Here is a 12,273-nt window from a genome sequence, read left to right on the forward strand (position 1 = left end):
AAAAGTTGTATGGTTTGTGGCAGAAACTTGTATGCTTTCACGGGCGTAAATGTGTATGGTTTAGTTTACCATTCACATCCACCCTCATGCCGCTCTTCAACTCAAAAACAAAATGCGCTGGTGTGAGAATTTCTTCTCAACCAACGCATTAAATATTTCATCCATCGAACTCTTATCGCCCAAAACACTTACAATGAAGTAACGCCAACGTGCCCTGAGACGATAAAAAGAATAGTTCTTTTGTGTTCAAAAGAACATTATAATTATTAACCTATTTCAGACATACGAATAAGCCCCCCGATGTTTCGGAGTTAACTTTCAGCAATACTTCTATAATTCTCGCTCCATGCAAATATTTCCTGCATAAATCGTATTATTTACCAATAAGGACATCATTCTTTCCAAAATTTCTAGGTCATTTTTCAAGTAGGAAACCAAACAGATACCGCCTTTCCTGATAACCCCCTAGACCTCTTTGTCATCAATTTCCATTACCAATCGTACTTGTCACATAAGTCCTGCTGCTTCATATGAGCACCTCTCGAGAATACTTGAATGATTGTTAGCAGTGTCAACAAATAATTTAGCCATTTCAAGTGCATCTTCCAGCGTATCGAAAAGTAGTAAAGTGTACCTAAACAATACTTTATTGTTTACTTGATGTATAACGTGGGGAATTCCGCTTCCCATTGCGAGTGACCTTAGCACAGGCTTTCTGCCTACTCTCATTAAGATGCTCAGAGCCTCTAACGAAACACACTTGCTTGGCATGCAAGATGCTATAGCTATCTGCATGTTGCATTTACAAGGAATTGCAGCATTTATGTCTTTTTTATATTTTTTGTGCTCATCTTCCCATTCTTTAGACATTTCGCTGAACAAGTCACTAACCCCCTCTACTCCAAGCGTGTATTTACCAATAAATAGCTCCGGCATGTTCTCGAATTCAAAAGCGGTTACACCAATCATAATGTTTCTTTTAGCCACTCACTTTCACTCCTTCATATAATGATTTATACAAGAATGAGAGCTTACAATTTTGTGAATTAAATCACCAACATTTAATAAATGTTAGTCATTTATAAATTAATTCAATATATTCTATATATTCAATATATTCTATTATACACTTACTTGATATAACTCAGAAATACAAATGCTAAATCATGCTTGTTAATAAATACTATACCTACTTCCGATAATATTTGGAATCTATCTACTTATCCTGTCTTTGCGTGCACTTGTTTGAAGATTAATTAATAGTACCCGCCAAGCCAAGCCTATGAAATAATCCGTGAAAGAACAAAAAAGGCCAGACCGTCCAAAACGATCTGACCTCTTATATCCAATACTTCTTCCCTGGTCAACTTTAGCCAAGCACAAATAACTACAGCAAAAATTAGCAACTTACTGAATATGTTCCAGTTCTCCTACCCTACTGAAACATACAAATACCTACTCACTATTCACACGATTAAATGCCCTTTTTTCTCAGCAAGAGTGACAGTGGCCTCATCCAACAATGATTTCATTTTTGTAGCAGTATCTGTTTCCGATAAAGGTACATGAACAATCAATTTTAAGCCGGAATTGTCTGAAACATCAAAATTACTAACTTCAAAATCTAATATTCCCGCAACAGGATGATTCAATTGCTTGTGAATTTCTTTATTACTCTCAATTTCATGTAAAGACCACCATAAATTAAATTCTGTGCTTTGCATTTTAAGATCATCGATAAACTGAGCAAGCCATGAATCTTCAATATATTGCCCACACATTGAACGAAATCGGCCCACCAGACCCTTGGCATACAGATTCCAGTCGCCATATAACTGTTTATATTTATTATCTGTGAACATTGCCCAAACTATATTTCGTTCGCGAAGGTTCATTTCATTGAAATCACCAAAGATTAAACATGCTGCTTTATTCCAAGCAATAACGTTCCACTTCTGATCCATGACAAGAGATGGGCAGAGTATTAAACTATCCAGAACATGCTGAAGTATCGGACTTACTGATTCTTGGTAGCCCGGTATATCTGCCGGAAGGGGCTGATTCGCTAAAAGGTACAAATGAATGCGTTCTTGTTTATCAAGCAATAAAACTCTTGCTAAGCTTTCTATTACTTGAGTTGAAACATGAATAGGTCTTCCTTGTTCAAGCCATGTATACCAAGTCAAACCAATACCAGCTAACTGGGCAACTTCCTCTCTTCTCAAGCCAGGAGTACGTCGGCGCGTTGCTGATGAAAGTCCCACTTGTGATGGTAAAGTTCTGGCTCTTCGAGTTTTTAAAAAATCCCCTAGCTCTTTATATCGAAGTTTCTCATTATTCAAACTCGTCATCAATCCTATCTAGTATAATTTATACCATTATAATCTCACTCCTAGTAACATTATAAGATTTGTATTACTGTAATTCATGAAGAATTTGTAAAACGAATAAAATTTTTTCTTAACTGCAGAAAGTCTAAAGATTTAAAGGAGGACATCTTATGAAAATACAATCACTGAAACTGGTTTGTTTTTCACCTACGGGGACGACAAAAGCAATTATTCAAGGTATTGCGCGCGGAATTAATCACAGCACTGTAGAACTAATAGATATTACCAAACCAGCTGCGAGAAAACACCCATTACAAACATCAGAAAATGAATTACTTGTTGTTGCTGTGCCAGTTTATATGGGAAGAGTGCCTGGACTTTTAATTGAATGGCTTCATGAGATTAAAGCTCGTAATACACCTGCTGTATGTATCGTCGTTTATGGTAATCGTGTGTATGACGATGCCCTACTTGAGCTTAAAGATATTCTGACAAAACGCGGATGTATACCGATGGCCTGTGCGGCCTATATTGGCGAACACTCCTTTTCTAGCTCCGAAACACCGATAGCCGAAGCCCGTCCTGATGCAAGTGACTTAAATCACGCAGAATTATTTGGACGTAAAATAATGGAAAAACTACTATCTGTTTCATCAGTCGATCACATTTCTGATCTAAATATACCTGGCAACTTTCCCTATAGAGGAGATTCGAAGCTATGGAGTGTTGATTTCATAGCAATTAGTAATGAGTGTACGCAATGCGGAATTTGTGCAGAAGGGTGTCCTGTAGGGGCTATCGATTCAGAAAATAGTCATTTGATTGATCAGGAAAAATGCATCACGTGTTGTGCTTGCATCAAGAACTGTCCTCAAAACGCCAGAACTATTAAAACCGGTCTAGTCAAAGACGCTGCAATGCGACTAAATAAACTGTATAAAGAGCGAAAAGAGCCGGTATTCTTTTTTTCCGACATCGAATCCAAATGATTTAATTGACGGGACAACAAATGACGGCCAGGGGGCTCCCTTCTCTGTAGGCCCGCAAATTTTCCCTCCAGTTCTTTCACGTCAGCTTCCCTCAGGCCGGTGCCGGCACGTCCGGCAAAGACTAATTCCCCGTCTGCATAGACTCCCAGGAGCAAGGAACTTACCCCCCTCGTTTTTCTATAGGAAAGAGTATATCCACCGATGACAAATTCCTGTCTTTTATCGCATTTTAGTTTGATCCAGTCACCGTTTCTTGCTCCGCTGTAGACGGAATCGGCTTCTTTGCCGACGATCCCTTCCATGCCTGCCTCACAGGCCGCGCGGAAACTTTCCTTGCCGTTTCCTCTCACATGCCGGCTGTAGTGGAGGTTTTCGGGGGCATCCTGCAGCAACGCTGCCAGCGTTTCCTTCCTGTCAATCAGGCGGTGTCCCCGGAGGTCCACTCCATCCAGGGCCAGGATCAAAGACGATATAGGTCAGGCTTTTAGCCTGGAGATTTTTCAGGTAGCTCTGCAGAGCCAGAAAGTCCGTCTTGCCCGCTGCGTCCGTAATGACCATTTCGCACCTCGCAATGAACTGTTAGTCAAAAGACCAAGTTTCGCTTTCAACCTTTGGTTCTCTTATAGGAGCCTTTCATAAGACTCTTCTTGACTGTAAGGTTCTGTCCTGATTTCAATAACTTTTTCTTCACTGTTTTCCAGCCGTAGAATTACGATATTATGGTAATCACCATATAAACCATAAACAGGTATTTGATGAACTTTGTTTTTAGGGAAAGTGTGTGAAATATCACCAGCGGCTTCTTTGCCCTTAACAGTAACAGTGACTTGCGACTCCTGTTCGGTTTTAAACATAATCAGTGCTGACAAAGGAGCGATTAGGTAAGGGTTCAGTTTGAGATAGGGATTTTGGAAAGTATAGTCACTAGCCTCAAATTCTTTTAGAAATTGTTTTTCTGCCTATTTAAAGGCACATTTTGTTAGATATGAATTAACTTGGTTTATAGAATAGAAAGCAAAAAGTCCTCTACCACCCAGTCTTACGGTAGAGGACTTCTTATTGCGGAATGAGGCTCCTTATATTTATAGTATGTGATTCTCAGACAAGTGAATTCCTCTTATAGTTTAGCTTTAAATCGATCATAGCGAAAGTCACTGACATCCAGAACGGGGGCTTCTCCCACAGCCATCTGAGCCAGCAGAGTCCCGACGGTAGGCGCGATCCCAAAGCCATGCCCGCTAAAGGCACAGGCCAAAATAAGTCCGGGCACCTCCTCAACAGGGCTGATAACGGGAACGTGATCCACGCAAACATCAATCCAGCCGGCCCAGGTTCTCACGATTTTAGCATCGGAAAGGCAGGGGAAATAGTTCATAATCCCCCGGCAGATGCAGGATGCGGTGATACTGTTGGTAACCGGAGTCCCGTTATCCTTATTGACATCCTCTAAACCTGAGGTGCCGCCGAAGACAAAAGAACCATGAGTACTTTGATGCCCATAGAAGTCGGCAGCTGCCGTGCCAAGCATCTGATAAAACATGGCAGGCTGGGCTTCTGTCACCAGGACTTCCAGCAAAGCCCTGGTCATGGGAACGTCAATACCGACGGTGGCGGCGATGTCCCGGCTGTCATACCCGGCCGCTAAAATAATAGTATCACCCTCATAAACATCTTCGGTTGTCACCACTTGCCTGGCCTTCCCTTTGATTTTCTTAATCTCAGCCACTTCTTCACCGGTCATGAACCTGACACCCAATTCCCTGGCTTTGCGATAATAGGCCAGGGTTGCCAGCATGGGATTGGCATGTCCGTCCGTGGGACACCAACTGGCACCCATGACCTCAGCAGAAAGATAGGGATTGATGGCCTTGGCCTCTGCCTGATCGATCATTTTTACATCCAGGCCCAATGAAGCAGCCCTCTCCGTAAGTCCTGCCAAAGTTTTAATATGAGCTTCTGTTTTTCCCAGACGCAGATTGCCTTGCTGGTAATACTCCACGTCCATTTCCAATTCTTCGGAAAGATTCGGCCATAAATGCTTTACGCCATACATAGCTAAAGGTAATTCCCGTTTATCACGCCCTGATTGCCTTACACCGCCGCCGTTTCTGCTGGAACCGCCGTTGCCGATATAATCGCTTTTCTCCAGAACGATCACCGAACAGCCCTTTTGGGCCAGATAGTAGGCGGTGGAATTGCCGATGATTCCTCCGCCGATGATGATAACATCTGCACGATATCCCATACCTATCAGGACTCCTTTCCTTCATTTCCCAAAACGATCATTTTGATAGGACGCATAGGAGCCCTTGCTGCCGCCGGCTCTACCTCCAGCGGAGATATCCCCAGTTCTCTGGCGATCATTCCTTTAACAAGTCTTGTGCAGGTCTGTCCCTGACAAAGTCCCATACCGGCTCTTAAGAATCTTCGGATTTCCGTCAGGGTAAACATCCCGTCGTGGATTGCTTGTCGGATTTCCCCTTTGGTGATTTCCTCACAGCGGCAGATAATCATGTCGTCATCCGGTTGAGGAACAAACTCTCCGATAGGGGTTAAACGATCTTTTATTTTACCCATGGCTCTGCCTCCAAACTCCGGAAAAATCTGACCTTCATTGCCGCATCAGCCGGAACCTTGATGGTCAGTAGATTCGTCTGGTCAAATGCCTTGGCAGTTCTTACAGTCGTGACCTCTGCCAGAGACACTTCCTTACCCTTTCGATCCAGGGCTTTTCCTTTATCCCCAGCCACAGGAAGGGGAAGAAATTCATAGGGGATGGTTATGGAGGCCAGGCCCGGTTCGTATTCTTCGTTGACAAGAAAAATGGCCTGACCGGGACAGGATGCGACGCACAGGCCGCAGCCGCTGCATTCCCTTTCCGGATCAATGGCGGGAAGAGCGGTCATTTTGTCCCCAATTTTTATGCACTTTTTCGGACATACATCCTGACAGGGGTTACAAGGGATATTCTGGGTGCATTCAATCACCGGATGGATTCCTGAGGCTTTGGCGATACCGGGGAAACGCAGGATTTCCGACTCATCCACATAACCTTTTTTCAGAAGAGTGTGGGAAACTTCAATTCCTTCATCGGTTTTGGCAATGGTCTGGCCTCTGTTTTCCGGGGCAAACATTCCTTCTCGCAAACATTGCAGAGCCTTTTCCAGTTCTTTCGACAACCCAGCCAGCTCCTCCCCTGTGATGAAGCCCAGATATTCTGCGGCGGCGAGACCTGAAATTCGTCCTTCGATCATAGCGGAACTCGCTTCTTCAATTCCGGAAACATCACCGGCGGCAAAGATTCCGGATATACTGGTTTCGCCGCTTTCAGCGCAGACCGGAACGAATCCGCCGGGGGTATCCTGCATCTGACAGCCTGCCATGCTGAGCAGCTGAGACATGGGTGATAAACCAACGGCCAGGCAAATGGTATCTACAGCAAAATGTTTCTCAGTGCCGGGAATGATCTGCCAGGAACTGTTCACCTCACCAAGGGTAACACCGGTTACGAACTCTTCTCCTTCAGCTTTGATAATGGTATGAGAAAGATAAAAGGGCACGCCGCACCTGGCCACTTTAGAAGCATGAACACCGTATCCGCCCACCTTGGGAGCCGCGTCGACCAGAGCGACTACTTCACAGCCGGCCTGCATAAGCTGAAAGCTTACGACAAGACCGACGTTTCCCGAACCAAGCATCAGAACGCGGTTGCCGGGTTTAATGCTGTGCAGGTTCATCATGGTCTGTGCCGCTCCGGCCCCAATAACTCCGGGTAATGTCCAGCCTGCAAAGGGTACCATATTTTCCGAGGCTCCCGTTGCGACAATGATGGCATCCCCTTTATAATGCAGGATTTCATCACCAATTTGCACCGTGATTTCTTTATCCAGATACAAGCCAGCAACAATGGCATTTAAGACGACTTCAACCCCATAATGATTGGCTTCTTGCAATAACTCTTCACCGATTTTAAAGCCCCGGATCTTAGCTTTATGCTCCTTGGAACCGAAGAATTTATGAATCTGTTTAAAAAGCTGGCCGCCGGGTTTGGCGTTTTCATCAAAAACTATAACCTTAACACCCCGTTTGGCAGCTTCGATTGCCGCTGATAACCCGGCCGGCCCTGCGCCAATTATGATTAAATCATATCGTTTCATCCTTATCCCTCTTTCATCCTGTCATCCCTCTCTTACCGGTCCTTTGCCGACACACCATATTGGGTCTGAACCTTCATTCCTGCTTCTAAAGGCGTGATGCAGGTTCTGACATTCGGCTGCCCGTTTACCACCATGACACAGTCGGTACATCTCCCGATGGCACAAAAAACACCTCGGGGTTGATGATGTTTTTTCGTATAACGGTGGATCAATATGCCTGCGGCTTCCAGGGCCATGGCAATGGGCTCGCCCTCCAGACCGATGATTATTTTTCCGTCGCAGGTAAATTCAATGGTTCTTTTTTCAGGTGGTTTTCCCAGGATTGGATGTTCCTTTATTCTCATAATATTTACTCCTATTGATTAGTTTCTTTAGGCTAAATAAGGGGTTTTCCATAGGTTCAATTTTGTTCCGATTCCTTTTGCCAAGGCATTGCGGTAGACAATCGTGCCCCAGGCAATATCCTCGATTGGCATGCCGCCTACGGAAAAGATAACGATTTCATTTTCTTTTCTGTGGACCGGAACCGTACCCATCAATATATCACCCAAATCATCAATCTGGTCCTTCTTCATCCTGCCTTCGGCAATCAAGTCCATGCAATGTACGGCAGGAATGGGAATCGAATGGTAAGCCGGGAACTCCATTTCTTCTGCCCATGCTTCATATAATTGAATATTATCCGCTACATTTCTGGCGCGGTTTAAGATAAAATCATCATCAAATCTGGCGGATGCCGGACAACAAAGCACAGCTCCCGGTTTAATCCAGTCCTCATGAACATAAGGGTAGACGCTGGGGTCCCCAGTCGGACTGGAAGTAGCGATACTGACAATATCCGCATCCCTTACGGCTTCTTCTTCGCTTTGGACAATTTGCAGCTCTTTGACTGTGGGATATTTTTCTTGCACATATTGAATGAAGCTGTCCACGGATTTCTGACTTCTTCCTTTGACTTTCACGATCTCAATGCCCGGCCTGGTGGCCATGGTGGCATCAAAGGCCGTTTTGCTCATAACGCCAGGCCCGATGATCCCCACCACTTTGGCGTCTGGCCGGGCGAAATATTTGATTCCCACCCCGGGAACAGCGCCGGTTCGGAAAGCACTTAAAATATTGGCTGACATGTACGCTAGAGGAGCGCCGGTGTCTTTATCATTTAAGGTAAGCATTAAGATGGAGCGGGGCAGGCCTTTTTTTCTGTTTTCTACATTTGAACCGTACCACTTCATTCCGGCCATATCGAACTTCCCGCCCAGGTAAGCGGGCATGGCCATAAATCTTCGGTCCGGCCCATTCGTGGGCATGTTGGGGAAGGGCGAGCTGTCCGGAAAGGTCATCATGACGCCGTGGGAATTGGCATTGGCGCCACCCATGCGGTAGTCGCCGATTTTTAATAACTTAAACATTTCTTCCATGGCTTCTACACAGCCTGCCATATCAGTAACGCCTGCCTTAATCATGTCTTCTTCATTGAGATAGATAAAATCAAGATTTGGGTTTTCCATTTTTGAGTCCTCCTGCTTTTTATTATTTAAGGAAAGCGTGTTTCCCAACCGGCTTCCAAACCAGCTTGTTTAATTCGTTTCACACCCGATCACAGCTTCCAATTCAATTTCCACCAGCTGTGTCGGTCGGTTTAATTTTGGGGTTTCCACCATGGTAAACAAAGGGCATATTTCTTTAAAAAATTCTGAGTATGCGTCACCGGTTTCTTGCGCAAATTTCATATCTGTCACATAAGCTTTTATCTTAATGACATCTTCCGGCTTTGCCTCTGCCCTTTCCAGCAGATCGATAAACTTGCTGAAAATATATTTGGCCTGTTCATAAGCTGTTTCCCCATATACAGAACCATCCGACTGCACTGCCGTAGTTCCGCCGATGTACACATGATCTCCGACTTTGACCATTCTGGAGTATCCGACCTTCCCTTCCAAGGGTGCTCCGGATGAATAGTTGATTCTCTTCATATATCTACCCTCCTTAACTAAAAAAATAGAGCCTTACGATAGCTTTTATCGCAAGACTTCTTTGTCGTTCATGTTTTCATTCTATAGATTTTTCCTCCTTGCGCATTGTAAAAATCGGAACATCCAACAAAAGTCCTGCTGTTCCGATTTTTACAATTAACCGGAAAATAAGGGGAGTAGTATCTTGCATCACCCTTGTGCCGGATATCTTTGCCAACAGCGGTGGGGTTATAGTTTCGGATTTATTATTCTTAGTTCCGATTTTTACAATGAAAGGTTCCTCTGGTTTGCTATAACATTAAGTATGAAATATCAAAGAAATCCGAAGATATGGGCAAGGGCGCTCTGCTGTTAAGTAGAGGGCCCTTTTTATATATCACTATAAAAAATGAAGAAAGAGGTTGGGTCAATGAAATTGGAAAACAGTATGCAACCGACGTTGAAACGGACGCTGCAAACAAGAGACTTAGTTATCTATGGATTGGTATTTATGATACCAATGGCGCCGGCAGCAATGTATGGAACTTTTCTGGGACCCGCCGGCGGAATGGTCGCCCTTTGCTATTTGATCGGGATGGTAGCAATGTTCTTCACTGGCATGAGTTATCGCTCTATGTCGCAAAAATATCCACTGGCAGGTTCGGTGTATGTGTATGTGCAGAAGGGCGTTTCTGCTCCCCTTGGATTTCTGACTGGCTGGGCCATCTTGCTGGACTATTTTTTACTTCCCGCTACGGTTGTCATTATCGGGAGTTCCTTTGCCAATGCTCTGATTCCCTCTATCCCGGTCTGGATATGGGCCATTGGTTTCGTTCTACTCAGTACGACCATCAATATCATCGGCATCGATCTGATGTCAAAGTGCAGTTGGATTTTATTTGCTCTGCAAATCATTGTCATCCTGGCCTTTCTCGCCTGTATCATCCGCCTTTGGCTGAATGGCCTGGTACAGTTTAACACCATATCTTTTTACAATCCTGCGCAGTTTAATATGTCAGGTGTACTCCAGGCAACGGGTATTGTCATTTTGAGTTATCTCGGTTTCGATGCCATCAGCACCCTTGCGGAAGAATCCATAAAGCCCGAAAAATCCATTGGTAAAGCAATTATTTGGTCGATTATCATCATTGGGATCATTTTTATGGTCATCACCTTTTTTGCCGGAATCGCTTATCCCAACTATGAAGAGCTGAATGTAGATACTGCCTTTATCGACATTGTTAATTTCGTGGGCGGCACATGGCTTACCGTCTTGACCAACATTACCCTCATTTTATCCTTCGGCATTGCAACCTGTCAGGCTTCTCAGGCTGCCGTAGCAAGAGTGCTCTTCGCAATGGGCAGAGACGGCGTGTTGCCCAAGCAGCTTGGCCATATCAGTGAGAAGTATCAGACTCCGGATGTTGCCACAATCTTCGTGGGACTGGTTACTGTCCCCATTGCCCTCTTCTGCTCTCTGGGGTTCATTACCACGCTGGTAAGCTTCGGTGCTCTGGTTGGCTTTATTCTGCTTAATGGGGCTGTAATTTGGAAATTCTTTATTCAAGATAACGAAAGCAAAAAAGATGGGAAAACCCTTTTAAAATTTCTGATTTGTCCTTTAATCGGATTGGCTGTAACGGTATGGATCTTCATTAATTTGGGAGCGGCCGCCCATACCATTGGGCTCGTCTGGTTGGGGGCAGGATTAATGTATCTGCTGACAGTCACGAAAGGATTCCGAAATCCGGTTCCTCAGATGGAAATGAGTTGAGAAAGATTTTTGGGAATTATTTACACAGACAGAACACCCAAGTATTTCTTGACCTTATCCGATACACAGGATAAAATGTAAAAAGACACAAAGGGGTGAAAGCCCCTTTGTGTCTTTTTTTTGTGGCAAAACAACCGCCCATGCACTGATTCTTATAGAGGAGTTGACCTTATGAGGAATTATAACGCAGGATTAAATATTAATGAATTGAATCCTAAACAGCCGGAGTTTGTTCTTGCCACATCAGCTTATTCTAAAAAATGCTTAATGAACTATAAAATCTCCCACTTTTATACCTTTACTGCGGAAGCGGATAAAATGGGAGTCATCCCGGATGCCTGCATTGATATTTTGTTCTGGAAAAAGGATGATAAAATGAAAGCTAAAATCGCAGGGACCTTTCTTCAAAAAGGAGAGACCCCCACTGATTTGGAATGCGAATATTTTGGGGTTCGTTTTTTACCCGGTATCAACCCCGTCAATGATATTGTGAAACTTAGTGAACTCGTCAACCATGAAGAAGATTTTGAGGATATCATTACTAATGATGATGACAAAGAAGGATTGATGGAAAGGATGTATTTTGCCGGTTCATTTGATGAGAAAATACAGGCCTTCATGAATTACTATGTGAAACAAAATGGTAACCCGATTGAGGATGAGGACAGCTTAAAGCGTGTACTTCGCAATGTTATCCTAACCTCAGGCGGCAACCTGAAATTAGCGGATTTGAGTGCTTTCACCGGATATTCGGAGAGATACCTGAATCAGAAAATCCATGAAGGATTTGGGATGAACCCGAAAAACCTTATTCGCTTAATCCGCTTTCAGAAATCAGTCAGCAATCTGCTTAATTCCATCCACAGCATTAACTGCACGGATACTGCCTTGGACGCCGGATATTATGATCAGTCCCATTTTATCAAAGAATTTATGAACCTTTCGGGTTTAACGCCTACGGGTTATATCAAAAATTTGCTGGATAATGGTTATGACAAGAAATTGCATGTTATTGCCTGAGATACTCTTTTAACTCCTTTCTCGAAAAAAAGCGCTACCTTTTTGCTAAGA

General features: G+C 43.9%; 12 protein-coding genes and 1 pseudogene. 3 read left to right on the forward strand and 10 right to left on the reverse strand.

Translation table 11 applies throughout. The features are described 5' to 3' along the window. Nucleotides 1-507: 507 nt before the first annotated feature. Together M8E35_RS24390 and M8E35_RS24395 are read right to left on the reverse strand one after the other, a co-directional pair. Nucleotides 508-987 (reverse strand): hypothetical protein, encoded by a 480-nt coding sequence (locus M8E35_RS24390; protein ID WP_252473571.1) that lies wholly within the window; start codon nucleotides 985-987, stop codon nucleotides 508-510. A gap of 479 nt (nucleotides 988-1,466) precedes the next feature. Then, the gene (locus tag M8E35_RS24395) at nucleotides 1,467-2,351 is read right to left on the reverse strand and encodes a helix-turn-helix transcriptional regulator (protein WP_252473573.1); all 885 of its coding nucleotides are present in this window, start codon (nucleotides 2,349-2,351) and stop codon (nucleotides 1,467-1,469) included. Nucleotides 2,352-2,500: 149 nt separating this feature from the next. Between M8E35_RS24395 and M8E35_RS24400 the strand changes: the two genes are divergently transcribed. Beyond that, complete coding sequence (locus M8E35_RS24400; protein WP_252473575.1) at nucleotides 2,501-3,319, forward strand: EFR1 family ferrodoxin; 819 nt, start codon at nucleotides 2,501-2,503, stop codon at nucleotides 3,317-3,319. A gap of 29 nt (nucleotides 3,320-3,348) precedes the next feature. Here the strand turns inward: M8E35_RS24400 and M8E35_RS24405 are convergent. The 8 genes and pseudogenes from M8E35_RS24405 to M8E35_RS24440 all read right to left on the reverse strand — a co-directional run. Continuing rightward, nucleotides 3,349-3,880: pseudogene (locus M8E35_RS24405) on the reverse strand (ATP-dependent DNA ligase); the annotation flags it as partial. A gap of 59 nt (nucleotides 3,881-3,939) precedes the next feature. Next, nucleotides 3,940-4,212 carry an aryl-sulfate sulfotransferase N-terminal domain-containing protein gene (locus M8E35_RS24410; protein WP_289711003.1) on the reverse strand — a complete coding sequence of 91 codons (273 nt, stop codon included), beginning with the start codon at nucleotides 4,210-4,212 and terminating at the stop codon, nucleotides 3,940-3,942. Nucleotides 4,213-4,436: 224 nt separating this feature from the next. Next, nucleotides 4,437-5,564, reverse strand: a complete 1,128-nt coding sequence (locus M8E35_RS24415; RefSeq protein ID WP_252473579.1) for an NAD(P)/FAD-dependent oxidoreductase — start codon at nucleotides 5,562-5,564, stop codon at nucleotides 4,437-4,439. A gap of 5 nt (nucleotides 5,565-5,569) precedes the next feature. Continuing rightward, nucleotides 5,570-5,896 (reverse strand): (2Fe-2S)-binding protein, encoded by a 327-nt coding sequence (locus M8E35_RS24420; protein WP_252473581.1) that lies wholly within the window; start codon nucleotides 5,894-5,896, stop codon nucleotides 5,570-5,572. Continuing rightward, nucleotides 5,884-7,476 carry an FAD-dependent oxidoreductase gene (locus M8E35_RS24425; protein ID WP_252473583.1) on the reverse strand — a complete coding sequence of 531 codons (1,593 nt, stop codon included), beginning with the start codon at nucleotides 7,474-7,476 and terminating at the stop codon, nucleotides 5,884-5,886. The genes M8E35_RS24420 and M8E35_RS24425 overlap by 13 nt, the downstream gene beginning before the upstream one ends. Before the next feature lie 32 nt (nucleotides 7,477-7,508). Continuing rightward, on the reverse strand, nucleotides 7,509-7,820 hold the full coding sequence (locus tag M8E35_RS24430) for a (2Fe-2S)-binding protein (protein WP_252473585.1): 312 nt from the start codon (nucleotides 7,818-7,820) through the stop codon (nucleotides 7,509-7,511). 27 nt (nucleotides 7,821-7,847) lie between these two features. Next, nucleotides 7,848-8,984, reverse strand: coding sequence for an ornithine cyclodeaminase family protein (locus M8E35_RS24435; RefSeq protein ID WP_252473587.1), 1,137 nt, complete (start codon nucleotides 8,982-8,984; stop codon nucleotides 7,848-7,850). Nucleotides 8,985-9,053: 69 nt separating this feature from the next. Then, the gene (locus tag M8E35_RS24440) at nucleotides 9,054-9,449 is read right to left on the reverse strand and encodes a Rid family hydrolase (RefSeq protein ID WP_252473589.1); all 396 of its coding nucleotides are present in this window, start codon (nucleotides 9,447-9,449) and stop codon (nucleotides 9,054-9,056) included. Between the two features lie 409 nt (nucleotides 9,450-9,858). Here M8E35_RS24440 and M8E35_RS24445 point away from each other — a divergent pair, with 409 nt between their 5' ends. Further along, entirely contained in the window at nucleotides 9,859-11,202 is a 1,344-nt protein-coding gene (locus M8E35_RS24445; RefSeq protein ID WP_252473591.1) for an APC family permease, read from the forward strand. A gap of 171 nt (nucleotides 11,203-11,373) precedes the next feature. After that, nucleotides 11,374-12,222, forward strand: coding sequence for a helix-turn-helix domain-containing protein (locus M8E35_RS24450; protein ID WP_252473593.1), 849 nt, complete (start codon nucleotides 11,374-11,376; stop codon nucleotides 12,220-12,222). The last annotated feature ends 51 nt before the right edge of the window (nucleotides 12,223-12,273 follow it).

Origin of the sequence: Desulfosporosinus nitroreducens (assembly GCF_023897015.1) — a bacterium.
GTDB lineage: Bacteria > Bacillota > Desulfitobacteriia > Desulfitobacteriales > Desulfitobacteriaceae > Desulfosporosinus > Desulfosporosinus nitroreducens.